The sequence below is a fragment of the Pseudomonas sp. 32A genome (assembly GCF_052682255.1).
Map to the genome: position 1 here is coordinate 1037666 of NZ_JBQYLY010000001.1, position 23994 is coordinate 1061659.

Annotated in this window: 22 protein-coding genes; 16 read left to right on the forward strand and 6 right to left on the reverse strand. The window is 60.4% G+C overall.

Annotation, left to right across the window (positions count from 1 at the left end):
* Window positions 1-15: 15 nt before the first annotated feature.
* Complete coding sequence (locus ACUN0G_RS04700; RefSeq protein WP_258343925.1) at window positions 16-1254, reverse strand: transporter associated domain-containing protein; 1239 nt, start codon at window positions 1252-1254, stop codon at window positions 16-18.
* Between the two features lie 12 nt (window positions 1255-1266).
* Window positions 1267-2079 carry a cytochrome C assembly family protein gene (locus ACUN0G_RS04705; protein WP_076017511.1) on the reverse strand — a complete coding sequence of 271 codons (813 nt, stop codon included), beginning with the start codon at window positions 2077-2079 and terminating at the stop codon, window positions 1267-1269.
* Between the two features lie 234 nt (window positions 2080-2313).
* On the opposite strand from ACUN0G_RS04705, the gene ffh reads away from it, so the two are divergent.
* The 12 genes from ffh (at window position 2314) to ACUN0G_RS04765 (ending at window position 16318) form a co-directional block, all read left to right on the forward strand.
* Entirely contained in the window at window positions 2314-3690 is a 1377-nt protein-coding gene (gene ffh / locus ACUN0G_RS04710) for a signal recognition particle protein (protein WP_003209589.1), read from the forward strand.
* Between the two features lie 250 nt (window positions 3691-3940).
* Entirely contained in the window at window positions 3941-4192 is a 252-nt protein-coding gene (rpsP, locus tag ACUN0G_RS04715) for a 30S ribosomal protein S16 (RefSeq protein WP_003209587.1), read from the forward strand.
* A gap of 5 nt (window positions 4193-4197) precedes the next feature.
* Window positions 4198-4734 carry a ribosome maturation factor RimM gene (gene rimM / locus ACUN0G_RS04720; RefSeq protein WP_010565276.1) on the forward strand — a complete coding sequence of 179 codons (537 nt, stop codon included), beginning with the start codon at window positions 4198-4200 and terminating at the stop codon, window positions 4732-4734.
* 43 nt (window positions 4735-4777) lie between these two features.
* A complete protein-coding gene (trmD, locus tag ACUN0G_RS04725) occupies window positions 4778-5488 on the forward strand; it encodes a tRNA (guanosine(37)-N1)-methyltransferase TrmD (protein WP_231988895.1) in 711 nt (236 codons plus the stop codon).
* A gap of 45 nt (window positions 5489-5533) precedes the next feature.
* Complete coding sequence (gene rplS / locus ACUN0G_RS04730; RefSeq protein WP_003175895.1) at window positions 5534-5884, forward strand: 50S ribosomal protein L19; 351 nt, start codon at window positions 5534-5536, stop codon at window positions 5882-5884.
* An 84-nt stretch (window positions 5885-5968) separates the two neighbouring features.
* Window positions 5969-6382, forward strand: coding sequence for an acyl-CoA thioesterase (locus tag ACUN0G_RS04735; RefSeq protein ID WP_063032965.1), 414 nt, complete (start codon window positions 5969-5971; stop codon window positions 6380-6382).
* Between the two features lie 237 nt (window positions 6383-6619).
* A complete protein-coding gene (gene xerD / locus ACUN0G_RS04740) occupies window positions 6620-7516 on the forward strand; it encodes a site-specific tyrosine recombinase XerD (protein ID WP_218263901.1) in 897 nt (298 codons plus the stop codon).
* Between the two features lie 154 nt (window positions 7517-7670).
* Window positions 7671-8402 (forward strand): bifunctional protein-disulfide isomerase/oxidoreductase DsbC, encoded by a 732-nt coding sequence (dsbC, locus tag ACUN0G_RS04745; protein WP_063032964.1) that lies wholly within the window; start codon window positions 7671-7673, stop codon window positions 8400-8402.
* Window positions 8403-8528: 126 nt separating this feature from the next.
* Window positions 8529-9833 (forward strand): homoserine dehydrogenase, encoded by a 1305-nt coding sequence (locus ACUN0G_RS04750; RefSeq protein ID WP_017478702.1) that lies wholly within the window; start codon window positions 8529-8531, stop codon window positions 9831-9833.
* 67 nt (window positions 9834-9900) lie between these two features.
* Window positions 9901-11310 carry a threonine synthase gene (gene thrC / locus ACUN0G_RS04755; RefSeq protein WP_226476555.1) on the forward strand — a complete coding sequence of 470 codons (1410 nt, stop codon included), beginning with the start codon at window positions 9901-9903 and terminating at the stop codon, window positions 11308-11310.
* 109 nt (window positions 11311-11419) lie between these two features.
* The gene (locus ACUN0G_RS04760; RefSeq protein WP_445572801.1) at window positions 11420-15001 is read left to right on the forward strand and encodes a transporter substrate-binding domain-containing protein; all 3582 of its coding nucleotides are present in this window, start codon (window positions 11420-11422) and stop codon (window positions 14999-15001) included.
* 72 nt (window positions 15002-15073) lie between these two features.
* Window positions 15074-16318, forward strand: coding sequence for an EAL domain-containing response regulator (locus tag ACUN0G_RS04765; RefSeq protein WP_445572802.1), 1245 nt, complete (start codon window positions 15074-15076; stop codon window positions 16316-16318).
* Here ACUN0G_RS04765 and ACUN0G_RS04770 read toward each other — a convergent pair.
* Window positions 16287-16940, reverse strand: a complete 654-nt coding sequence (locus ACUN0G_RS04770) for a response regulator (protein ID WP_445572803.1) — start codon at window positions 16938-16940, stop codon at window positions 16287-16289. The genes ACUN0G_RS04765 and ACUN0G_RS04770 overlap by 32 nt on opposite strands.
* Window positions 16941-17092: 152 nt before the next feature.
* Entirely contained in the window at window positions 17093-17293 is a 201-nt protein-coding gene (locus ACUN0G_RS04775; protein ID WP_421523567.1) for a hypothetical protein, read from the reverse strand.
* A gap of 293 nt (window positions 17294-17586) precedes the next feature.
* Here ACUN0G_RS04775 and ACUN0G_RS04780 point away from each other — a divergent pair, with 293 nt between their 5' ends.
* Window positions 17587-17871, forward strand: a complete 285-nt coding sequence (locus ACUN0G_RS04780; protein ID WP_017478706.1) for a DUF3509 domain-containing protein — start codon at window positions 17587-17589, stop codon at window positions 17869-17871.
* A gap of 171 nt (window positions 17872-18042) precedes the next feature.
* On the opposite strand, the gene ACUN0G_RS04785 is transcribed toward ACUN0G_RS04780, so the two are convergent.
* Window positions 18043-18921: a TIGR02285 family protein gene (locus ACUN0G_RS04785; RefSeq protein ID WP_445572804.1), complete on the reverse strand. Its 879-nt coding sequence runs from the start codon at window positions 18919-18921 to the stop codon at window positions 18043-18045.
* Window positions 18921-20120: a CaiB/BaiF CoA transferase family protein gene (locus ACUN0G_RS04790; protein ID WP_219273919.1), complete on the reverse strand. Its 1200-nt coding sequence runs from the start codon at window positions 20118-20120 to the stop codon at window positions 18921-18923. The genes ACUN0G_RS04785 and ACUN0G_RS04790 overlap by 1 nt, the downstream gene beginning before the upstream one ends.
* A gap of 145 nt (window positions 20121-20265) precedes the next feature.
* On the opposite strand from ACUN0G_RS04790, the gene ACUN0G_RS04795 reads away from it, so the two are divergent.
* The 3 genes from ACUN0G_RS04795 (at window position 20266) to ACUN0G_RS04805 (ending at window position 23948) form a co-directional block, all read left to right on the forward strand.
* Window positions 20266-20808: a YaeQ family protein gene (locus ACUN0G_RS04795; RefSeq protein ID WP_258343938.1), complete on the forward strand. Its 543-nt coding sequence runs from the start codon at window positions 20266-20268 to the stop codon at window positions 20806-20808.
* Window positions 20809-20980: 172 nt separating this feature from the next.
* Window positions 20981-22690 (forward strand): single-stranded-DNA-specific exonuclease RecJ, encoded by a 1710-nt coding sequence (recJ, locus tag ACUN0G_RS04800; protein WP_076017504.1) that lies wholly within the window; start codon window positions 20981-20983, stop codon window positions 22688-22690.
* Between the two features lie 151 nt (window positions 22691-22841).
* Window positions 22842-23948 carry an NADH:flavin oxidoreductase/NADH oxidase gene (locus ACUN0G_RS04805; RefSeq protein ID WP_003209564.1) on the forward strand — a complete coding sequence of 369 codons (1107 nt, stop codon included), beginning with the start codon at window positions 22842-22844 and terminating at the stop codon, window positions 23946-23948.
* The last annotated feature ends 46 nt before the right edge of the window (window positions 23949-23994 follow it).

The following is a 23994-nucleotide window of genomic DNA, read 5'->3' on the forward strand; positions in this document are numbered from 1 at the left end:
GATCCAACAAGGGGCTTAAGCGGCGACCGGCACTGTGCTGGTGTGCCAGATCAGCACCTTGGCGACGCGGTTGTCCTCGGTCTCGAGGATTTCCAGGCGATAGCGGCCGATTTTCAGGCACACGGCGCAATCCGGGATGGTCTCCAGCGCTTCGGTCACCAGGCCGTTGAGGGTCTTGGGGCCGTCGCTGGGCAGGTGCCAGCCGAGGGTTTTGTTCAGGTCGCGAATCGAGGCGGCGCCGTCGATCACGTAGCGGCCATCCAGTTGGGGCTGGATGTGCGGGTTGTCGAGATGCTGCTCGTTTTCGAACTCACCGACGATTTCTTCAAGAATGTCTTCCAGGGTCACAATGCCCAGCACTTCGCCGTATTCATCCACCACCATGCCCAGGCGGCGCTGTTGCTTGTGGAAGTTCAGCAATTGCAGTTGCAGCGGTGTGCTTTCCGGGACGAAGTAGGGCTCGTGACAGGCCTCCAGCAGCGCTTCCTTGGTCAGGCTGGCGTCCGGCAGCAGGTGGCGGATCTGCCGGGTGTTGAGCACCGCTTCGACCTGGTTGATGTCGCTGTGGAACACCGGCAGCCGGGTACGCGTGGAAACCCGCAGTTGCTCGATGATTTCCTCTACCGAGTCATCCAGGTTGATGCCGTCCACTTCGCTGCGGGGCACCAGGATGTCATTCACGGTGATGTTGTCCAAGGCATGGATGCCTGGCATGCCCGGTGCGCGGGTGTTGGGGATTTCGGCTTCCGGCTCGTCGTCCTGATCCGGCTGAGGCTCGTCGCTTTTCTTGACCACACCCGGCTTGCGGGTGAACGGGCGCAGCAGCAACAGGCTGATTCCGTTGAGCAGCCAGGCCAGCGGGGAAAGGATTTTCAGCGGCACGCTCAGCAGGGTGTTGCCAAAGCCGAGGATGGTTTGCGGGTGGCGAGTGGCCAGGGCGCGCGGCAGGTAGTCGGCCAGCACCAGCAGGACCGCGCTGGAGATCACCCAGCCGAGCCACGGGCCGTTTTCCGCCCAGGCGTAGATCGCCAGCAGGGTGCAGAGAATCACCACCACGGCGCGGCACAGGGTGTTGCAGAGGATCAGGCTGTTGCGCGGGAAATTCAGGCGGGCGGCGGCTTTGTCCCCCTGGCGGGTGCCAGGGCGCAGGGCCAGCAAATGTTGCTGGGCGGCTTCGATGGCGGTAAACAGCGCCGACCATAAAACCAGCAAGGCTACTACGGCAAGCATCGGCCCTAAGGGCAAGTTGTCCATGTCGGCTGCCCGTCAGATATGCAGGATGTATTCGCGAACCAGCTTGCTGCCGAAATAGGCCAGCATCAGCAGGCAGAAACCGGCCAGGGTCCAGCGGATCGCCTTGTGCCCGCGCCAGCCGAGGCGGTTGCGGCCCCACAGCAGCACGCTGAACACCACCCAGGCCAGGCACGCCAGCAGGGTCTTGTGCACCAGGTGCTGGGCGAACAGGTTCTCGACGAACAGCCAGCCGGAGATCAGCGACAGCGACAGCAGCGTCCAGCCGGCCCAGAGGAAGCCGAACAGCAGGCTTTCCATGGTTTGCAGCGGCGGGAAGTTCTTGATCAGCCCGGACGGGTGCTTGTGCTTGAGCTGGTGGTCTTGCAACAGCAGCAGCAGGGCCTGGAACACCGCAATGGTGAACATGCCGTAGGCGAGGATAGACAGCAGGATGTGGGCGAGGATGCCCGGCTCTTCATCAATGACCTGCACGGTACCGGTCGGCGTGAATTGCGCCAGCAGCACCGTCAGCATCCCGAGCGGGAACAGCAGCACCAGCAGGTTCTCCACCGGGATCCGGTAGCAGGCCATCAGTGTCAGTGCGATCACTGCGGCGGCAATCAGACTGGCGGCGCTGAAAAAATCCAGGCCCAGGCCGACCGGCGTCATCAAATGCGTGAACAGGCTGGCTGCGTGGGCCAGCAGGGCGATCACGCCAAGGCCTACCAACAGGCGTTTGTCGGCCTTGGCGCCTTGGGCCAGACGAGTGCCCTGATAGAGGGTCGCAGCGGCATACAAGATGGCGGCGGCGAGGCTGGGTAGCAAACTGGGTGACAAAGGGAGCATAAATCCTGTTAAGCAGGCCCGAAAGGCGCTGAGTTTGGCATACACCTGCGTAACACGAAAGACTCTCAGGCCAGACAGCGGGTGTGCATGGCGGCAGTCTTCGCTATAATCCGCGACCTGCCCACGCCGCAGGCTCGCCGAGCGCTGTTTTTAATAGCGATTTACTACAGCCTGGGCCGCCATTACCTCGGTCTAACAATGCATTTCGATGAATAGGGCCTGAAAGGATCGCGCATGTTTGAAAATCTGACTGACCGTCTCTCGCAGACGCTGCGCCATGTCACCGGCAAGGCCAAGCTGACCGAGGACAATATTAAAGACACCCTGCGTGAAGTACGCATGGCGTTGCTGGAAGCCGACGTCGCCTTGCCGGTGGTGAAGGACTTCGTCAACTCGGTCAAAGAGCGCGCGGTCGGCACCGAAGTGTCCCGCAGCCTGACCCCGGGCCAGGCGTTTGTGAAGATCGTCCAGGCTGAACTCGAAAGCCTGATGGGCGCGGCCAACGAAGATTTGAACCTCAGTGCCGTGCCGCCAGCCGTTGTGCTGATGGCCGGCCTGCAAGGTGCGGGTAAAACCACCACGGCCGGCAAACTGGCGCGCTTCCTTAAAGAGCGCAAGAAGAAGTCGGTGATGGTGGTGTCTGCGGACGTTTACCGTCCGGCCGCGATCAAACAGCTGGAAATGCTTGCGGGCGAAGTGGGTGTGACCTTCTTCCCGTCCGACCTGAGCCAGAAGCCGGTCGATATTGCCCAGGCGGCTATTAAAGAAGCCAAGCTGAAATTCATCGACGTGGTCATCGTCGATACCGCCGGTCGCCTGCACATCGATGAAGAGATGATGGGCGAGATCAAGGCGCTGCATGCCGCGATCAACCCGGTAGAGACCCTGTTCGTGGTCGACGCCATGACCGGCCAGGATGCGGCCAACACCGCCAAGGCCTTTGGTGATGCGCTGCCGCTGACCGGTGTGATCCTGACCAAAGTCGACGGCGACGCCCGTGGCGGTGCCGCCTTGTCGGTGCGTGCGATTACCGGCAAGCCGATCAAGTTCATCGGTATGGGCGAGAAGAGCGAAGCGCTCGAGCCGTTCCACCCTGAGCGGATCGCCTCGCGTATCCTCGGCATGGGCGATGTGCTCAGCCTGATCGAGCAAGCGGAAGCGACCCTCGACAAGGACAAAGCCGACAAGCTGGCTAAAAAGCTGAAGAAGGGCAAAGGCTTCGACCTCGAAGACTTCCGCGACCAGCTGCAACAGATGAAGAACATGGGCGGCCTCGGCGGCCTGATGGACAAGCTGCCGAACATCGGCGGCGTGAACCTGGCGCAAATGGGCAATGCCCAGGGCGCGGCAGAGAAGCAATTCAAGCAGATGGAAGCCATCATCAATTCCATGACCCCGGCCGAGCGCCGCGACCCTGAGCTGATCAGCGGTTCGCGCAAACGTCGGATCGCCATGGGTTCCGGCACCCAGGTGCAGGACATCGGTCGCTTGATCAAGCAACACAAGCAGATGCAGAAGATGATGAAGAAATTCTCCGCAAAAGGCGGAATGGCCAAGATGATGCGCGGCATGGGCGGTATGTTGCCCGGCGGCGGCATGCCGAAAATGTAAAGAATTCGAGCAGAAGTTCGCTTCTGCTCCGACCCACAGGGATGTGGGATCTCCAGCAAACCCGCCATTGGCGGGAGCTGACTTGCCGTTTTAACCGACGGCTCTATAGCAGATCTGAATGGCACGCTGATAGGCGCCAGAAAAAGACATTTGCAAAAGTCCGGATATTCCTTAGAATATGCGGCCTTTCGGGCACCTATGCCCGCTGTGCATTTAGATTTGCAGCACCGACTACAGGAACGATGTTCACATGCTAACAATCCGTCTTGCCCTTGGCGGCTCCAAAAAGCGCCCGTTTTACCACTTGACCGTAACTGACAGCCGCAACCCACGTGACGGCTCTCACAAGGAACAAGTAGGCTTCTTCAACCCGATCGCTCGTGGTCAAGAAGTCCGTCTGTCCGTGAACCAAGAGCGCGTAGCCTACTGGCTGAGCGTTGGTGCACAACCTTCTGAGCGCGTTGCTCAGTTGTTGAAGGATGCATCTAAGGCTGCGGCCTGAGCAATATGAACGCGACGCCAGCGGTTGCTGATGATTTGATCGTTATCGGCAAGATTTATTCTGTTCATGGCGTTCGCGGCGAAGTGAAGGTGTATTCCTTTACTGATCCGACTGAAAACCTGTTGCAGTACAAGACCTGGACGCTCAAGCGCGAAGGTAGTGTGAAACAGGTAGAGCTGGTCAGTGGACGCGGGAACGACAAGTTCCTGGTCGCAAAGCTCAAGGGTCTTGATGATCGTGAAGAAGCTCGTCTTCTGGCCGGTTATGAGATCTGCGTGCCGCGCAACCTGTTCCCTGAATTGACCGACGGCGAGTACTACTGGTACCAGCTGGAAGGTCTGAAGGTTATTGATCAACTCGGGCAATTGCTCGGGAAAATCGATCATCTTCTGGAAACCGGCGCCAATGATGTAATGGTGGTCAAGCCTTGCGCTGGCAGCCTGGATGATCGTGAACGCCTGTTGCCCTATACAGAGCAATGCGTGTTGGCCGTCGACCTCGCAGCGGGCGAGATGAAGGTGGAATGGGACGCGGACTTCTAACGTGGCTAACCTGCGCGTTGAAGTGATCAGTTTGTTTCCCGAGATGTTTTCCGCCATCAGCGAGTACGGCATCACCAGTCGGGCGGTGAAACAGGGGCTCTTGCAGCTCACCTGTTGGAACCCGCGAGACTACACGACGGATCGACATCACACTGTGGACGACCGCCCATTTGGCGGTGGCCCGGGCATGGTGATGAAGATCAAGCCCCTGGAAGATGCGTTGGTTCAGGCCAAGGCAGCCGCCGGGGAGAAGGCGAAGGTAATTTACCTGTCCCCTCAAGGCCGTCAGCTGAATCAGTCGGCGGTACGCGAGTTGGCGAATCTGGAAGCATTAATCCTGATTGCCGGTCGCTATGAAGGCATTGACGAGCGGTTTATTGAAGCTCATGTCGATGAAGAGTGGTCGATTGGGGACTATGTCCTGTCTGGCGGCGAGCTGCCGGCGATGGTCCTGATAGATGCGGTTACACGACTGCTGCCTGGAGCTTTAGGGCATGCGGACTCCGCGGAGGAAGATTCCTTCACGGATGGTTTGCTGGATTGCCCGCACTACACCCGACCGGAGGTGTATGCGGATCAGCGTGTTCCCGACGTATTGCTAAGTGGCAATCACGCACACATCCGGCGTTGGCGTTTACAGCAGTCCCTCGGGCGGACCTATGAACGACGCGCCGATCTTCTGGAAAGCCGCTCGCTTTCTGGAGAAGAGAAGAAGCTGCTCGAGGAATACATCCTCGGGCGGGACGATAGTTAACAACGTATCGATGGTAGGTCCGACGACTTACCTTAGGAGCACAGCATGACTAACAAAATCATCCTTGCACTCGAAGCAGAGCAGATGACCAAAGAGATCCCTACCTTTGCCCCGGGCGACACCATTGTCGTTCAGGTGAAAGTGAAGGAAGGCGACCGTTCGCGTCTGCAAGCGTTCGAAGGCGTGGTAATTGCCAAGCGTAACCGTGGTGTGAACAGTGCTTTCACTGTTCGTAAAATCTCCAACGGTGTTGGCGTAGAGCGTACTTTCCAGACCTACAGCCCGCAAATCGACAGCATGGCCGTTAAACGTCGCGGTGACGTACGTAAAGCCAAGCTGTACTACCTGCGTGACCTGTCCGGTAAAGCAGCTCGCATCAAGGAAAAACTGGCTTAAGTCCAGCTTCCCGATGCAGAAAAAAGCAGCCTACGGGCTGCTTTTTTGTTGCCTGCAATTTGTCTATTTCCCCGGTATCTATTCATGACTACCCGCCTCGAAGAAATTCAGCGTCGTACTGACCTTTCCGTTACCCATGTGACCAAAGCCGTTTTCCCACCGACTACCAACCACCACAACACGCTGTTCGGCGGTACCGCACTGGCATGGATGGACGAAGTGTCGTTCATTACGGCGACGCGTTTCTGCCGCTTGCCGCTTGTGACGGTCTCCACCGACCGTATCGACTTCAATCACGCGATACCGGCGGGCTCCATCGTTGAACTGATCGGTCGCGTGATCAAGGTGGGTAACACCAGCCTCAAGGTCCAGGTGGAAGTATTTGTCGAAAGCATGAGTGCTGACGGACGAGAAAAGGCCATCCAGGGTGTGTTCAGTTTTGTCGCCATTGATACTGACAAACGACCGGTGCCCGTGCTGCCAGGGTTTGCGGACTGATCCTGAGTCGAGTCGCTTTTGTGGCGAGGGAGCTTGCTCCCGCTGGGCTGCGCAGCGGCCCTAGATCCTGCAATAGAAGTCTCTCTGTTGGACCTCAATGGTCAATCAGGGCCGCTTCGCGCCCCAGCGGGAGCAAGCTCCCTCGCCACAGATTATTTGCCCGCCTTCATTGATGTGTAGATGCCTGTGCTGCGATAGGATCTACCCGACACCGCCACTTTCCCAGCCTGAGCCCTCATGCCCGCCATTGACCATCCCCAGATCGACCGCTTCCTCGATGCCCTATGGCTGGAAAAAGGACTGTCAGACAACACCCGCCAGGCTTACCGCAGTGACCTGGCGTTGTTCAATGGCTGGCTGCAGGAGAAAAACCTCGAACTGCTTAACGCCGGTCGCGAGCTGATCCTTGACCATTTGTCCTGGCGCCTCGAGCAAAACTACAAACCTCGTTCTACCGCGCGTTTTCTTTCCGGCGTACGTGGCTTTTATCGCTACCTGCTGCGGGAAAAGCTGATCGCTGTCGACCCAACCCTGCAAATCGACATGCCACAGTTGGGCCGGCCACTGCCCAAATCTCTGTCGGAAGCCGACGTCGAAGCCCTGCTCGCAGCCCCCGACCTGAGCGAAGCCATCGGCCAGCGTGACCGCGCGATGCTGGAAGTGCTGTATGCCTGCGGCTTGCGTGTCACCGAGCTGATCAGCCTGACCCTGGAACAGGTCAATCTGCGCCAGGGCGTATTGCGCGTGATGGGCAAGGGCAGCAAGGAGCGCCTGGTGCCCATGGGCGAAGAGGCGATTGTGTGGGTCGAGCGCTACATGCGCGATGCCCGCAGCGAGTTGCTCAACGGTCGGCCCAGCGATGTGCTGTTCCCCAGCCTGCGCGGTGAGCAGATGACCCGCCAGACCTTCTGGCATCGCATCAAGCACCAGGCCAAGGTCGCGGGGATCGGCAAGTCGCTGTCGCCCCACACCCTGCGTCACGCCTTCGCCACGCATTTGCTCAACCACGGCGCGGATTTGCGCGTGGTTCAAATGCTCCTGGGCCACAGCGACTTATCCACCACCCAGATCTACACCCACGTGGCCCGGGCGCGTTTGCAGGAGATGCACGCCAAGCACCATCCCCGCGGATGAAAATCACCTCGGAAAAAGCCCAATTTCCCCGCGACTGGCTGCCCTGCGGCCCAACTGTGGTAGGCTTTGCCGGTTCGCAAAGGGGACGGCCCAAACCCGTGTTTGAAGATCGGTGTTCCTGCTCCCGTCCCTGCATCTGCCTTCAGGAGTTCCCATGCGCTTGACCCAGATTTTCGCCATCGCAGCCATTGCGTTGGTCTCCACCTTTGCCGTCGCCGATGACGCCGCAGAAAAGACAATCCGCAAGAGCCTGGAAGCCCTCCAGCTCGATACCCCGATTGAAAGCATCAGCGCCAGCCCGATGGCCGGCCTGTATGAAGTCAAGCTCAAGGGCAGCCGCGTGCTGTACGCCAGCGCCGATGGCCAGTACATCGTCCAGGGCTATCTGTTCCAGTTGAAAGACGGCAAGCCGGTGAACCTCACCGAGAAAGCCGAACGCCTGGGTGTGTCCAAGCTGATCAACGGCATTCCCGTGGCTGAAACCGTGGTTTACCCGGCCATTGGCGAAACCAAGACTCACATCACTGTCTTTACCGACACCACCTGCCCGTACTGCCACAAGCTGCACGCCGAAGTGCCTGAGCTGAACAAGCTCGGCGTTGAAGTGCGCTACGTGGCGTTCCCGCGCCAGGGCCTGGGTTCGCCGGGTGACGAGCAGTTGCAAGCCGTCTGGTGTTCGGCCGACAAGAAAGCCGCCATGGACAAGATGGTCGATGGCAAGGAAATCAAGGCCGCCAAGTGCGCCAACCCGGTTTCCAAGCAGTTCGCCCTCGGCCAGTCGATTGGTGTGAGCGGCACGCCGGCCATCGTTTTGGCTGACGGTCAGGTGATTCCGGGCTACCAGCCGGCGCCGCAAGTTGCCAAACTGGCACTCAACGCAAAGTAAGCAAAATCGTCGAGCCTTGACGATCATGACTCGCCGACAGTTCGGCGGGTCATTAATAGAGAGCCGCAGTTGTGCGGCTGTTTTCACGGCCGACCTTGAGTCGGCCGTTTCATGGGGAGTTCTTCAGTGAAACCGGTCAAAGTAGGCATCTGTGGGTTAGGGACCGTCGGTGGCGGCACCTTCAACGTACTTCAGCGTAACGCTGAAGAAATTTCCCGCCGTGCAGGGCGTGAGATTGAAGTGGCGCAAATTGCCACGCGTACGCCAAAGCCTCAGTTCCAAACGACCGGTATTGCGATTACCAACGATGTCTTCGAAGTCGCCACCAACCCTGAAATCGATATCGTCATCGAGTTGGTGGGCGGCTACACCGTGGCCCGCGAACTGGTGCTCAAGGCCATCGAAAACGGCAAGCACGTGGTTACTGCCAACAAGGCGCTGATCGCCGTGCACGGTAATGAAATCTTCGCCAAGGCCCGCGAGAAGGGCGTGATCGTGGCGTTCGAAGCCGCAGTGGCCGGTGGTATCCCGGTGATCAAGGCGATCCGTGAAGGCCTGTCTGCCAACCGCATCAACTGGGTGGCCGGCATCATCAACGGCACCGGTAACTTCATCCTCACCGAAATGCGCGAGAAAGGCCGTACCTTCGAAGACGTGCTGGCCGAAGCCCAGGCCCTGGGTTACGCCGAAGCCGATCCGACCTTCGACGTCGAAGGCATCGACGCTGCCCACAAGCTGACGATCCTGGCGTCCATCGCCTTTGGTATCCCGCTGCAGTTCGACAAGGCCTACACCGAAGGCATCACCAAGCTGACCACCGCCGACGTGAACTACGCCGAAGCCCTGGGCTACCGCATCAAGCACCTCGGTGTGGCGCGCAGCACCCCGGCCGGTATCGAGCTGCGTGTGCACCCGACGCTGATCCCGGCCGACCGCCTGATCGCCAACGTCAATGGCGTGATGAACGCCGTGATGGTCAACGGTGATGCTGCCGGTTCGACCCTGTTCTACGGCGCCGGCGCCGGCATGGAGCCGACCGCTTCGTCGGTGATCGCCGACCTGGTGGATGTGGTTCGCGCCATGACCAGCGACCCGGAAAACCGTGTACCGCACCTGGCCTTCCAGCCGGACTCGCTGTCGGCCCACCCGATCCTGCCGATCGAGGCCTGCGAAAGTGCCTACTACCTGCGCATCCAGGCCAAGGATCATCCGGGCGTGCTCGCTCAGGTTGCGAGCATCCTGTCGGAGCGTGGCATCAATATTGAATCGATCATGCAGAAGGAAGTCGAAGAACAAGACGGCCTGGTGCCCATGATCCTGCTGACCCACCGCGTGCTGGAACAGCACATCAACGATGCCATCGCCGCGCTCGAAGCGTTGCAGGGTGTGGTTGGGCCGGTGGTGCGGATTCGCGTCGAACACCTGAACTAATCGTTTTGCGGCAAGGGCCCCACACGTTCGGCGGCCCTTGTTCAAGCACGCTCTAGAGGAGCCAGTCATGCGTTATATCAGCACCCGCGGCCAGGCACCGGCCCTGAATTTCGAAGACGTTTTGCTGGCCGGTCTGGCCACTGACGGCGGCCTGTATGTGCCGGAAAATCTGCCACGCTTCACCCAGGAAGAAATCGCGTCCTGGGCCGGCCTGCCGTACCACGAGCTGGCGTTCCGGGTCATGCGCCCGTTCGTCACCGGCAGCATCCCGGATGCGGATTTCAAGAAGATCCTGGAAGAAACCTACGGCGTGTTTTCCCACAGCGCCATCGCCCCGTTGCGTCAACTGAACGGCAACGAATGGGTCCTGGAGCTGTTCCACGGCCCGACCCTGGCGTTCAAGGATTTCGCCCTGCAACTGCTGGGTCGCCTGTTGGACTACGTGTTGGAAAAACGCGGCGAGCGCGTGGTGATCATCGGCGCCACTTCCGGTGATACCGGCTCGGCGGCGATCGAAGGTTGCAAGCACTGCGAAAACGTCGACATCTTCATCCTGCACCCGCACAACCGCGTGTCGGAAGTGCAGCGTCGGCAGATGACCACGATCTTCGGCGAGAACATCCACAACATCGCCATCGAAGGCAACTTCGATGACTGCCAGGAAATGGTCAAGGCCAGCTTCGCCGACCAGAGCTTCCTCAAGGGCACGCGCCTGGTGGCGGTGAACTCGATCAACTGGGCGCGGATCATGGCCCAGATCGTCTACTACTTCCATGCGTCCCTGCAGTTGGGCGGCCCGGCGCGTTCGGTGTCGTTCTCGGTGCCCACCGGCAACTTCGGCGACATCTTCGCCGGTTACCTTGCCCGCAACATGGGCCTGCCGATCAACCAGTTGATCGTCGCCACCAACCGCAACGACATCCTGCACCGCTTCATGAGCGGCAACCAGTACGTCAAGGAAACCCTGCACGCCACGCTGTCGCCGTCGATGGACATCATGGTGTCGTCGAACTTCGAACGCCTGCTGTTCGACATGCACGGTCGCAACGGCGCTGCCCTGGCTGGCCTGATGGACAGCTTCAAGCAAGGTGGCGGCTTCAGCGTCGAGCAAGAGCGCTGGACCGAAACCCGCAAGCTGTTCGATTCCCTGGCCGTGGACGATGCACAAACCTGCGAGACCATTGCCGAAGTCTACGCCCAGACCGGCGAGCTGCTGGACCCGCACACCGCCATTGGCGTCAAGGCCGCGCGGGAATGCCGCCGCAGCCTGGACATCCCGATGGTGATTCTCGGCACCGCGCACCCGGTCAAATTTCCGGAAGCGGTAGAGAAGGCCGGTGTTGGCAAAGCGCTGGAATTGCCGCCGCACCTTACCGACCTGTTTGAACGCGAAGAGCGTTGCACGGTGTTGGCCAATGACCTGAAAGCGGTGCAGGCGTTTGTCAGCCAGCATGGCAATCGCGGCAAGCCACTCTGAGCCAACGGCTTTACGTGGTAGCTCAAGCCCGTCCTCGTGACGGGCTTTTTCATTCTGGCGAGCCATACTTGCGCGGCGACCAACAAGAATAATTAAGGAAACCCAACTGGTGTATTTATCGACCCGCGCGTGTGTGTGGCTGGCAGGTGTGCTGTTGCTTTTGCAGGGTTCGGCAAGCCTTGCGGCTGTCAGCCTGCCGTTCAAGCTGGTGCCGGCGTTCATTGCCCTGGAGCCCATGCCCCTGACGGCCAGCGAGCAGCAATGGCTGGCGGCGCATCGGCCGTTGAGGGTGGGCATCTCGATTGATGACTATCAGCCGATTGATATCACCCGCGACCGCAATCGCTACCAGGGCATCAGCGCCGATTACCTGAGCCTGATCGGCGCGCGCCTGAATGCACCGATGCAAGTGCTGGGCTTCGCCGAACGGGCGCAGGCGGTGGAAGCCTTGCGTAACGGCACCATCGATATTCTCACCAGCGCCAACGGTTATGAGCGTGACGTACCGGGGCTGCGCTTTAACGACGATTACATGCCGGACCGTTCGGTGGTGGTTGTGCGCCGGGACGACACCACCCAGAACGAAGACCTCAATGACAAGAAGCTGGTGTTGCTGGACGGCTACGCCAACGTCAAGAACGTCCATCAAGCGTATCCCGGCAGCCACATCATGCTGGCACCGAACCTCTACAGCGGCCTCGAAGCGCTGAAACAAGGCGATGCCGATGCGTTTATCGGCAACGAAGTGATTGTGCGCGCCTACAAGTCTTTGCGGCCCTACCTGGGCTTGCAGATCAAGGTAGAAAGCCGCCTGGCGCCCATTGGTTTTGCCTTTGCCACACGGGAGGCCGACCCGTTGCTGGGAGCGATGATGGACCAGGCGCTGGCGAGTATCGATGACTCAGTGCGTCGGGAAATCCTCGCGCGCTGGACCACCGGCCTGGGCGTCGGCATGGCCGCCGAGCGCATCGCGTTGTCGGCTCGGGAGCGGGCCTGGGTGCTCCAGCATCCCCATGTGGTGGTGGCGTCCCAGCAACTCTCGCCTTACGTATTCAAGGACAAGGACGGCCAATGGGTAGGGCTGAATGTGGACTTGCTCAACCGCATTTCACGCATGACCGGCCTGCAGTTCGTCATGGAGGATGTGACTTCCACGGCGCAAACCCTGGCGTTGCTGGAAACGGGCAGGGCGGACATGAACACCACCCTGGCCGAGAATCAGGAGCGCAAGGCATTCCTGAATTTCAGCCATGGTTTCGGGGGTTCCGGATGGGTGTTTATCCAGCGCGCGGATGCGCCGCCAGTGGCCAGTTTGAGCGAGCTGTCAGGCAAGGTCCTGGCGCTGCCGGCGCGCCATGTCCTGGAGGGGTACATTCGTCGCGAGCACCCCGAGATCAAGCTGCACTCGGTGGATAACTACGCACAGGCCCGTGAGCTGGTAACGCAGGGCCGCGCGGCGGCGACTATCCAGAGTGAAGTGGAAGTGCAGAGTTACCCGGCCGATGAATTGCGCATCGGTCGCAGTGTCGAGGGCAAGTGGTCGGCCAATAGTCTCTCGGTGCGCAAGGATCAACCCGAGCTGCTGAGCATTTTGAACAAGGCCTTGGAAGCCCTGCCGGTAGCGGAATTGAGCGCCCTGCGTTTGCGTTGGCTGGGTACCGTGCCGGTCCCGGTGCCCGCCTGGCAACGGGTGCCACCGTGGGCGTATTGGACGGTCGCCATGGCGTTGCTGTTTGTGCTGGTGTCCCTGGTCTGGAACAGCCGGCTCAAGCGCCAGATTCGCCAACGCCTTCAAGCCGAGCAGCGGCTCAACGACCAGTTGGCATTCAAGCGCGCGTTGCTGGATGGCATGCCCAACCCGGTATTTGTGCGTGATCTGGAAGGGCGCCTGGTGACCTGCAACACCCGCTATGAGCAACAGTTGAACACCCGGCGTGAGCAGATCCAGGGCCTGACGCTGATGGAAAGCGGATTGATGCCTGACGCAACGGCCGCGCGCCTGCATGCCGGCCATATGGAGCAGTTGGCGACCCAGCAGTCGCTGTTCGTCGACCGGCAACTGGAGTTCAACGGCGGGGCGTTTCATGTCTATCAGTGGACGGTGCCGTTCTTTGACGCCAAGGGCCAATTGCAAGGGTTGCTCGGTGGCTGGATCGACATCAACGAGCGCAAGATCCTGGAGCACCAACTGATGGATGCGCGCCAGGCTGCTGACGAAGCGAACTACGCGAAAAGTGCCTTTCTCTCGACCCTGAGCCATGAGATTCGTACACCGATGACTGCCATTATCGGTCTGCTTGAATTGGAGCAGGAGCGTGCCCTGGCCGAAGGCAAACCGGTGTCTGAAGCGCTGCGGGTAGCCCATCGCTCGGCGCGGGAATTGATTGCCTTGATGGGGGACAGCCTGGACTTGGCGAAGATTGAAGCCGGTCATCTGCAACTGGCGCCGCAGACCACTGACTTGAAAGCATTCTTTGAGGGCATACAGCGGCTGTTTGAAGCCATGGCGCAGAAAAAGGGCCTGCACTTGACTCTTTCCTTCGATCCCGCAGCGCAAGGGTACTACTGGTTCGACCCGCTGCGCCTGCGCCAGGTGATCCATAACCTGTTGGGCAATGCGATTAAATTCACCCAGCACGGCGAGGTTCGGGTCAGTGTCGCGCGCAAGCTCGACCAGGCGGGAGCTGAATACTTGCATATCTGCGTGGAGGACAGCGGCCTGGGTATCAGCATCGAGCAGCAGGCGCGGGTGTTCAAGCCGTTTATCCAGGTCAGCGCGCTGACGGCTGCGGAGCACGGTGGTACGGGGCTGGGCTTGAGCATCTGCCAGCAATTGGTGGAGTTGATGGGCGGCAGCATCACCTTGAGCAGTGTGGTGGGGCAGGGCACGGTGGTGTGCATCGAGCTGTACCTGGACCGGGTCAGCAGCGACGACGTGCCGGCGGCACCTGCGGTGTCGCCGCCCGTCGCCGGCCGCAGCCTGTCGGTGCTGGTGGTGGATGACCTGCCGGCCAACCGTCTGGTACTGGTTCAGCAGTTACAGTTCCTTGGCCATCAGGTGGTGGCCGTCGACTCCGCCGAGGCTGCCTTGCAGCATTGGCGCAACGAGGTGTTTGATCTGTTGGTCACCGACTGCAACATGCCGGGCATGTCCGGCTACGCCTTGAGCGAGGCCATCCGCCGGCTTGAAGCCCAGGAGCAACGGCCACGCCTGGCGCTGGTGGGGTGCACGGCAAATGCCCAGGATGACGAACAGCAGCGCTGCCGGGAGGCGGGAATGGATGAACTGCTGGTCAAGCCCGTGACCCTTGAACACTGGACGCGCGTGCTCGCCCGGGTGGCGCCTTCGCGTTCTTTCAGTATCGAGACCCTGCGCACCATGACCCAGGCCGACGGACCGGTTTTGCAGCAGATGTTGCAGGAGCTGGCGAGGAGTCTTGAGCAGGAACAAAGCGTGATGACCGCCGCCATGGCGGACCACGATCAGGCCCGGCTGGTCGCCTCGTTGCACCGTCTGAAGGGCATATGCTGCCTGGTAGACGCGTTGTCGCTGGCCAAGGCCTGCGTGGCGCTGGAAGGTTGTATTCGGGAGCAGCGCAACACTGAGTTTGAAAGGCATTGGTTAGCGCTGCGCGAAGCATTGATCGAGTTCCGGTGCGAGCTTGATGCCTGTCTGGATCAGTCCGAATAAGACATGTCCTATGGGGAAGGTGCGGGGTTTTGACTAGTCTGTGCGCCCTCGCTTCTCCCCGGTAAAGTTTTCATGCGTTCCCTCAAAGTCCTGATCCTCGAAGATAACCCGTTCCAACTGATGGCCCTGCATCAGATGCTCAATGCCAACGGCGTATTCAATGTACGCACTGCCGAAACGGTTGACGCCGCTCGGCAGTCACTGGAGAGCAAGGGCGCGGTAGACATTGCGATTTGCGATCTGTACCTGGAACAGGGCGATGGCCTGGAGCTGATCCGTGAACTGGCTGAACGTCGCCAGGCTCAGGTGTTGATCTTGTTGAGCAACGCCGAGCCCGAGGTGTTGGAGGGCGTGGCGAACATGGCGCGGCAGTTGGGGCTCAACGTGCTCGGCTGCTTGCCCAAGCCCGCATCGGCAAAGTTGATCGGGCAAGTCCTGACGGCGTGCCAGGAACGCCTGCGGCCCGGGCCGGCGGCGATGTCCTGGGAGCAGGTGCGCCAGTTGCTGGGTTTGAGCGACATCGAGGTGTTGCCACCTTCAGCCGATCTGAGCCAGGCGGTTATCGCACGCTGTGGCACGGTCTGGTATCAGCCCATCGTCAGCCAGGCGGGTGCGTTGCAAGGTGTTGAAGCGCTGGCGCGTTGGCAGCTGCCTGAAGGTGAGCTGTTGCTGCCTGACGAGTTTCTGCCGGTGCTGGAGTTTGCCGGAATGGAAGAGGCGTTTACCTGGCACGTGTTGGAGCAAGCGCTGGGCCTGGCGGCACACGTCATGCGCGAGACCGGCCAAGCGCTGCCGGTGGCGGTGAATATCCCGGGGCGAATGCTGGAGCGCGCGCACTTTCCCCAGGTGCTGCAAGGCTTGCTGCAACTTCACGGCGTGCCCGCTCATGGCCTGACCCTGGAACTGGTTGAAACCTCGCGCTTGAACACCGACAGCGCCCACGTCACCGGCTTGCTGCGTTTGCGGATGATGGGGTGCAAGCTGTCCATTGGCGATTTCGGCGTGGGTGGCACCAGCCTGCAACGCTTGCTGGAATTGCCCTTCAGCGAATTGAAGATCCCGCCGGCGTTTGCCAGCGGCATGGCCAAGGACGATCGCAAGGCAGCAGTGGTTGCCGGTGCCATGAGCATGGCGGGCCGACTGGGTGTGGGGGTGGTGGTGACCGGGGTTGAAAGTGCCGCCGATTATCACGCGGTGAGTGAGCTGGGGGCTGCGTGGTTGCAGGGCTGCTTTATCGCCCGGCCCATGGATGTCGAGGCGCTGAAACAGTGGATCGCGTTTCAGGCTAGGCCAGCCCGTGTTCCTGCACATAGATAAACAGCGCGGCGTCGTTGCTCAGGCCCAGCTTGCGCATGGCGCTGACTTTTTGCGCGCTGACGGTCTGCTTGCTGCGATGAAGATTCGCGGCGATCTCGCCTACCGTCAAGCCGCCGGCCAGCAGGCGGATGACTTCCAGTTCACGGGGTGACAGTTGATCCTGGGAGTGCACGCGCTCGACGCCTGCCAGGTTCAGTGACTGACTGATGGTCTGGGCCACATAACGTCGCTGCTGGCGCACCTGACGGATCGCCTCAGGCAATTCGTCTGCGAGACTGGCCTTGCTCAGCAGGCCCATGACGCCCAGCTCCAGGATGGCGTGGAACAGGCCAGCGTTGTTCAGCATGGTCACCACCACGATGGGCAGGGTCGGGTGATGCCGGCGCAGTTGCTCGATCAGGCGCAAGCCATCGGCCTGGGGCTCGGCGGGCATCATGAAGTCGGTGACCAGTACGTCGCAGGTGCAGTGTTGCAGTAGCTCGGCAAGGGCTTGGGGGGAATTGGCTTCACCGACGATGGTCAGCCGTTCGTCACGTTCCAGGACCGCACGCAGACCGATGAGGAAAATCGGATGGTCGTCGGCGAGGACGATGCGCAATGGCTTATCAGACGCTTCTTTCAATACAGGCTCCCGGGGTAATTTGGGGATTCTAGCCTGTTAACGCAGGAGAGGCTCTGAAGGTGCGGTTTTACAAAGGGGTAAAAAAACGCCGCATTCCCGTCCTTGGGTCAGCGGCGTTTTTCGTTTCTGGCAGGCCCGGCCGGAGCGATCGTTTATGCGAGTAGTTTTTGCGCCACTGCCATTACGGTTCCGACAGCCGTGAAGAAGCCGATGGCGATACCAACGGGATACCAGAAATTCTCTCGGGTTATCTTGTGGGATTCTGCGTTGAGCTTGCGTTGCTCGGCATAAATTCGTGATATGTCAGCGTGAATTTTCTCTAGTACAGCCTGCTCTTTGTTGTGTTCCAGCATGGTCGTCATCCTTCGAAATGGGGGCTTTTGATAGGCCTGTGTGGCAGCGTGACCCGTACTGACCGAGTATAGAATTCACCCTCGGCATCAGCGCCAAAACGGCAACTCATTGAGTAAGCAGTTATGTGCTGCCGTTTTTTGCTTGTCATGTTGCAAGCGCATGCTGGACACGTCATCCCCCGCCAACCCTTGAAAGACGAAAAAGCGAACTTTCCTACGACACAAATAGTCACTTAGGATAGATGCAGCTCCCGTTTACACGATTGTTCCCGAACTATTGAGTGGTGATCGAGATGGAAAGTATCAGCCTATTGCTCGGTGAAGCACTGAGCCCTTATCAGGTCACGCTGACCACCTCGGGTGTGCAGGGCGAATGCCTGGTAACCGTAAAGAATCCGGCCGGTGCCATCGTGGTCGAACGTGAAGTCGACCAGGCGCAATTGACCGACAAGCGTGCGTTGGTGGATGTGGTGGACTGTTTGCACCGCGACCTGATGATTGCCGAAGGACGCCTGGAACCCTCGGTCATGGCGGCTCTGCGCAACGCGGCCCTGACTCGGCCGAACGCCTGCGCATGAAGATTTATTTTTGTTGGGAACCTTCCTGCGGTAAGGCGAGTCAGACTTTGTAACAGCGAGACCAAGCATTGTGCTCCGGTGCTTGTGGCTCGTTGTTACTGGTCTTTGTAGGCCCTTATTAACCCCGAGTTGTCTCCCCACTGCTCGGGGTTTCTTTTTGCCCGCGATTTGTCAGTGCCTCGGGGCATCCTGGAAAAACGTCGGCTTGTCTTGCAGGTATTGCTCACGCATGACCGGGTCGAGCCAAGAGGCGTAGGACTGCCGCAGTTGCTCCTGCGGGATCTCGCGCAGTACCTGATCGATGCGCTCGATAGCCTCGCGCCCTGCTGCTGTATCCGTGCAGCCGATATGGGTCAGTTGATAGGGCGGGGTGCCCTTGATGGGATAAAAGATCAGCTCCTGGGGATCGATGCCCTGTTGCAGCGCCTGATAGCGAACTTCTGCCCAGTAACCCAACACCGCCTCCAGCCGCTCCTTTCGCTGCATTTGCAGCAGACTGCCGAGGGCGTCATTGCCGTAGTGCGGTGCCAGCTTGTGATCACTGGCGTGCTTGAGCGCTTCATCGATAAGGGCGCCGTAACTGCGTTCGGCGATAATGCCAAGGCGCGCATCCCGTGCATTCAAAAACGCCTCCAGGTCAAACATTCCATCCACCACAAATGGCGCCAGCGCTGCCCGCTGACTTTGGCGGATGGTCACCCCATTGCTCACCGTCGCAAAGGCCTGGGCGGAAAATACAACGGTTTTTGCGCGTTCTGCTGTCCGCAGCAGCGACGGGTCACACGTCAGCGTGCCCGGGTCGCGGAGCATTTGCATGCCGCGGGCGCGGTTCACGTGAAGCGTCCTGTGTCGATACTCCGGCATATGCTCGGCGAGCATCGGCAGCAATTGGTCGAGGGCTCCCTGGCCCTTTTGCGGGCCGTCGAAAATGGTCACGGGCGGCAGGTCACGCAGCAGCCAGGTCAAGGTCTCCTGAGCCTGGCTCGACAGCGGCCAAGCCCCGAGGAGTGAACCCAGGAGGCATAGACGAATGATGAAGCGCGGCGCCATCAGATCGCGCCATTCTCACGCAGGCGGGTAATGGCGGCTGCGTCGTAGCCCAACTCATTGAGCACCATTGCGTTGTGTTCACCCAACTGTGGTCCGACCCACTCACAACTACCCGGCGTGTCTGAAAGTTTGGGCACGATACCGGGCATCTTGAAGTCCTTGCCGCCTGGAAGCTGGGCCTTGAGGAACATTTCGCGGGCGAGAAACTGCGGGTCTCCCAGCATGTCCTCAGCGCTGTAGATACGACTGGCGGGCACTTCGGCCTTGTTCAGTTGCTCCACCACTTGCTCCAGCGGCAGCGAGTTGACCCAGCGATCAATCACCCCATACAACTCATCGCGCCGACTGTCGCGGCCATCGTTGCTGGCCAGGGCCGGGTCATTGGCCAGGTCGTCCCGACCAATGGCCGACATAAACCGCTTGAAGATCGCATCGCCATTGGCGCCGATCTGCACATGCTTGCCATCCTGGCTGGTGTGGATCGAGGACGGCGTGATGCCGGGCATGATGTTGCCGGTACGCTCGCGGATAAAGCCAAATACGTCGAACTCCGGGATCATGCTTTCCATCATCGCGAAGATTGCTTCATACAGCGCCACATCCACGACCTGGCCGAGCCCACCGTTCACTTCACGATGACGCAGGGCCATCAATGCCCCAATCACCGCCCACAAGGCCGCAATTGAGTCGCCGATGGAAATCCCGGTGCGCACCGGCGGGCGGTCCTCGAAACCGGTGATGTAACGCAGACCGCCCATCGACTCGCCCACCGCGCCAAACCCTGGCTGGTCCTTCATCGGCCCGGTCTGGCCAAAGCCCGAGAGGCGCACCATCACCAGTTTCGGGTTCAGGGCGTGCAGGGTTTCCCAGCTCAGGCCGAGTTTTTCCAGCACGCCAGGGCGAAAGTTCTCGATCAAAATGTCGGCGTCCGCCAACAGTTGCTTGAGGATCGCCAGGCCGTCCGGGTGTTTCAGGTTCAGGGTCAGGGATTTCTTGTTGCGCGCCTGCACAAACCACCACAGCGATGTACCTTCATACAGCTTGCGCCACTTGCGCAGCGGGTCGCCGCCATCCGGGGATTCGACCTTGATCACCTCGGCGCCGAACTCGGCACAGATGCGGGACGCGAACGGGCCGGCGATCAAGGTGCCAAGTTCGATGACTTTCAGGCCGGCAAGTGGTTTGGCGGTAAACGACATGAGGAACCTTTCGGGCAGGGCTGGGATGTGAGCCTTTTAACATAGGCGAGTCGCGCAGTGATAAGGATGATGCAGCGCAGGATTCGTTGAATCAGCTCACCATCGGTTAGACTTGCCGCCTTTCCCTGTCTCTAGAAGTCCGTTCATGGCCCAGCCGTCCACGACCTACAAGTTTGAACTCAACCTCACCGACCTTGATCGTTCGGTGTACGAGAGCGTCAAGCAGACCATCGCCCGCCACCCTTCGGAAACCGAAGAGCGCATGACCGTGCGTTTGCTGGCCTACGCCCTTTTCTACAACGAACAGTTGTCTTTTGGTCGTGGCCTGTCAGATGTAGACGAGCCAGCGTTGTGGGAAAAAAGTCTGGATGATCGCGTCCTGCACTGGATCGAAGTCGGCCAGCCGGATGCGGACCGTCTGACCTGGTGTTCCCGTCGTACCGAACGCACCACCTTGCTGGCCTATGGCAGCTTGCGCGTCTGGGAAGGCAAAGTGGTGCCGGTGGCGAAAACCCTGAAAAACGTGAGCATCGCCGCCGTACCCCAGGAAATCCTGGAAGTGCTGGCCAAGGACATGCCCCGGGTGATCAAGTGGGACGTGATGATCAGCGAAGGCACGATCTTCGTGACCGATGATCGTGGCCAGCACGAAGTCCAGCTGGAATGGCTGGCTGGCGAGCGCGGCTGAAACGTCGACAGGTCGAATGTGGGAGCTGTCGAGCTTCAGCGAGGCCGCGATGCAGGCGCTGCGGTCTGACAGGTACACCGAGGTGATCCTGTCGCAGCCTCGCTGGGGCTCGACAGCTCCTACAAGGGATCACCGCTAATTTTCAACATTAAAGAGAAGCTTCCGTCACCCCATGCGTATTGATCCTCGCCCGTTGCCTGCCGTCCTGCCATTCCTCGGTGAATTGCCACCGTTGTTGACCCGTCTCTACGCCGCACGCGGGGTGCAATCGGAAGCCGAGCTGGATAAAAGCCTGGCGCGGCTGATTCCGTATCAGCAGCTCAAGGGCATCGATGCCGCCGTGGACCTGCTGGTGACGGCCCTGGAACAGCGCCAGCGGATCCTGATCGTGGGTGACTTCGACGCCGACGGCGCCACCGCCAGCACCGTGGGCACCCTGGGCCTGCGCTTGTTGGGTGCCGCCCATGTCGATTACCTGGTGCCCAACCGTTTTGAGTACGGCTACGGCCTGACCCCGGAAATCGTCGCCGTGGCCTTGCAGCGCGAGCCACAGCTGCTGATCACCGTGGACAACGGCATCTCCAGCGTCGAAGGCGTGGCGGCGGCGAAAGCGGCGGGGCTCAAGGTACTGGTCACCGACCACCACTTGCCCGGCGATGAACTGCCGGCGGCGGATGCGATCGTCAACCCGAACCAGCCGGGCTGTGAATTTCCCAGCAAGGCGTTGGCCGGTGTAGGCGTGATCTTCTACGTGCTGATGGCCCTGCGCGCGCGTTTGCGCAGCCTTGGCTGGTACGAGAACAAGCCGCAGCCGAACATCGGCGAACTGCTGGACCTGGTGGCCCTGGGCAGCGTGGCCGACGTGGTCCCGCTGGACGCCAACAACCGCATCCTGGTCTATCAAGGCCTGGAACGCATTCGTGCCGGTCGCGCTCGCCCGGGGATCAAGGCGATCCTCGAAGTGGCCAAGCGCGATCACGCGCGCATCACCTCCACCGACCTCGGGTTTATCCTCGGCCCGCGCCTGAACGCCGCCGGTCGCCTGGATGACATGAGCCTGGGCATCGAATGCCTGCTCACCTCGGATTTCGCCGCCGCCCGGGAAATGGCCGCGCAGCTGGACGGCATGAACCAGGACCGCAAATCCATCGAGCAAGGCATGCAGCGTGAGGCCCTGGCGCAGCTCAAGGACTTGCCGGTGGAATCGATGCCGTATGGCTTGTGCCTGTTCGACCCGGAGTGGCACCAGGGCGTGATCGGCATCCTCGCCTCGCGGATGAAAGAGCGCTACTTCCGCCCGACCATCGCCTTTGCCGATGCCGGGGATGGCCTGCTCAAGGGCTCCGGGCGTTCCGTGCCGGGCTTTCATATCCGTGACGCGCTGGCCGTGGTGGCCAGCCAGCACCCAACGCTGATCGCCAAGTACGGCGGCCACGCCATGGCGGCGGGGCTGACTTTGCCCGAGGCCAACTTCCCCCTGTTCGCCGAAGCCTTTGACGCCGAAGTGCGCCGCCAACTGCGTGAAGAAGACCTGACGGGCCGGCTGCTGTCCGACGGCACCCTGGCGGTTGAAGAGTTTCACCTGGAACTGGCCCGCGCCCTGCGAAATGCCGGGCCGTGGGGCCAGCATTTCCCCGAGCCGTTGTTTCACGGGGTGTTCCAGTTGGTGGAGCAGCGGGTCGTCGGTGAGCGCCATCTGAAAGTGGTGCTCAAGAGCGAATGCGGTTCGGTGAAGCTCGATGGCATCGCCTTCGGCATCGACCGCGAGATCTGGCCCAACCCGACCATTCGCTGGGTGGAACTGGCCTACAAGCTCGACGTGAACGAGTTCCGTGGCCAGGAAACCGTGCAACTGATGATCGCGCATATCGAGCCACGCTGAACCCTGTGCAATCCTCTGTTGTCGACTAGTCTCTAAGCACTGTGTGATCGGTCTTGTGACCTTGTCTTATTTCAGCCCGCCGGGGACGGGTTTTTCGTCGACCTTTCAAACAGAACCCTGGAGCCTGCCCACTGCATAAAAGAGGTGCCCCATGAGTCTGCTGCTTGAACCCTATACCCTGCGCCAACTGACCCTGCTCAACCGCATCGCCGTATCACCGATGTGCCAGTATTCCAGCGTCGATGGCCTGGCCAATGACTGGCACCTGGTGCACCTCGGCAGCCGTGCCGTCGGCGGCGCCGGGCTGATCTTTACCGAGGCCACCGCTGTGACCGCCGATGGCCGCATCACCGCCCAGGACCTGGGCCTGTGGAACGACGAACAGATCGAACCCCTGCAACGCATCACGCGCTTCATTAACGCCCAGGGCGCGGTGGCCGGCATTCAACTGGCCCACGCCGGGCGCAAGGCCAGCACGCACCGGCCATGGATCGGCAAGCACGGCAGCGTCAAACCGGAAGACGGCGGTTGGGTGCCGGTGGGCCCATCACCGATTGCCTTCGATCCGCAGCACACTTCACCCAAGCAACTGGACGAAGGGCAGATCCAACAAGTGATCGCCGACTTTGTTGCTGCCGCCAAGCGTGCGTTGACCGCCGGTTTCAAAGTGGCGGAAATCCACGCAGCCCATGGCTACCTGCTGCATCAGTTTCTTTCGCCCCTGAGCAACCAGCGTCAGGACCAGTACGGCGGCTCGTTCGAAAACCGCATCCGCCTGGTGCTGCAAGTGACCACGGCGGTGCGTGAAGCCTGGCCGCAAGAGCTGCCACTGTTCGTGCGGGTTTCAGCCACCGATTGGGTCGAAGACGGCTGGAACCCGGATGAAACCGTCGAACTGGCGCGCCGTCTGAAAGACCTGGGTGTCGACCTGATTGACGTCTCCTCCGGCGGTACGGCGGCCAATGCGGAAATTCCTACCGGCCCCGGTTACCAGACCCGCTTCGCCGAGCGTGTGCGCAAAGAGTCGGGGATTGCCACCGGCACCGTGGGCATGATTACCGAGCCCGCCCAGGCCGAACATATCCTGCGCACGTGCCAGGCGGATATCATCTTCCTCGCCCGCGAGCTGTTGCGTGACCCGTACTGGCCACTGCATGCCGACGATGACCTGGGTGGGCGCAAGGCAACTTGGCCGGCGCAGTATCAGCGGGCAACCCATCGCGACCAGCCGATTCATGAGTCGGATTTGCGGGATTGATCTGCACAGCAATCCTGGTAAACATAAAAGCCCGCCCTTGAACCGG

Coding starts and splice junctions, on each gene's coding strand:
- ACUN0G_RS04700 (WP_258343925.1), bottom strand. CDS start 1,254: ATGGACAACTTGCCCTTAGGGCCGATGCTTGCCGTAGTAGCCTTGCTG.
- ACUN0G_RS04705 (WP_076017511.1), bottom strand. CDS start 2,079: ATGCTCCCTTTGTCACCCAGTTTGCTACCCAGCCTCGCCGCCGCCATC.
- ffh (WP_003209589.1), top strand. CDS start 2,314: ATGTTTGAAAATCTGACTGACCGTCTCTCGCAGACGCTGCGCCATGTC.
- rpsP (WP_003209587.1), top strand. CDS start 3,941: ATGCTAACAATCCGTCTTGCCCTTGGCGGCTCCAAAAAGCGCCCGTTT.
- rimM (WP_010565276.1), top strand. CDS start 4,198: ATGAACGCGACGCCAGCGGTTGCTGATGATTTGATCGTTATCGGCAAG.
- trmD (WP_231988895.1), top strand. CDS start 4,778: ATGTTTTCCGCCATCAGCGAGTACGGCATCACCAGTCGGGCGGTGAAA.
- rplS (WP_003175895.1), top strand. CDS start 5,534: ATGACTAACAAAATCATCCTTGCACTCGAAGCAGAGCAGATGACCAAA.
- ACUN0G_RS04735 (WP_063032965.1), top strand. CDS start 5,969: ATGACTACCCGCCTCGAAGAAATTCAGCGTCGTACTGACCTTTCCGTT.
- xerD (WP_218263901.1), top strand. CDS start 6,620: ATGCCCGCCATTGACCATCCCCAGATCGACCGCTTCCTCGATGCCCTA.
- dsbC (WP_063032964.1), top strand. CDS start 7,671: ATGCGCTTGACCCAGATTTTCGCCATCGCAGCCATTGCGTTGGTCTCC.
- thrC (WP_226476555.1), top strand. CDS start 9,901: ATGCGTTATATCAGCACCCGCGGCCAGGCACCGGCCCTGAATTTCGAA.
- ACUN0G_RS04765 (WP_445572802.1), top strand. CDS start 15,074: ATGCGTTCCCTCAAAGTCCTGATCCTCGAAGATAACCCGTTCCAACTG.
- ACUN0G_RS04775 (WP_421523567.1), bottom strand. CDS start 17,293: ATGCTGGAACACAACAAAGAGCAGGCTGTACTAGAGAAAATTCACGCT.
- ACUN0G_RS04780 (WP_017478706.1), top strand. CDS start 17,587: ATGGAAAGTATCAGCCTATTGCTCGGTGAAGCACTGAGCCCTTATCAG.
- ACUN0G_RS04785 (WP_445572804.1), bottom strand. CDS start 18,921: ATGGCGCCGCGCTTCATCATTCGTCTATGCCTCCTGGGTTCACTCCTC.
- ACUN0G_RS04790 (WP_219273919.1), bottom strand. CDS start 20,120: ATGTCGTTTACCGCCAAACCACTTGCCGGCCTGAAAGTCATCGAACTT.
- ACUN0G_RS04795 (WP_258343938.1), top strand. CDS start 20,266: ATGGCCCAGCCGTCCACGACCTACAAGTTTGAACTCAACCTCACCGAC.
- recJ (WP_076017504.1), top strand. CDS start 20,981: ATGCGTATTGATCCTCGCCCGTTGCCTGCCGTCCTGCCATTCCTCGGT.
- ACUN0G_RS04805 (WP_003209564.1), top strand. CDS start 22,842: ATGAGTCTGCTGCTTGAACCCTATACCCTGCGCCAACTGACCCTGCTC.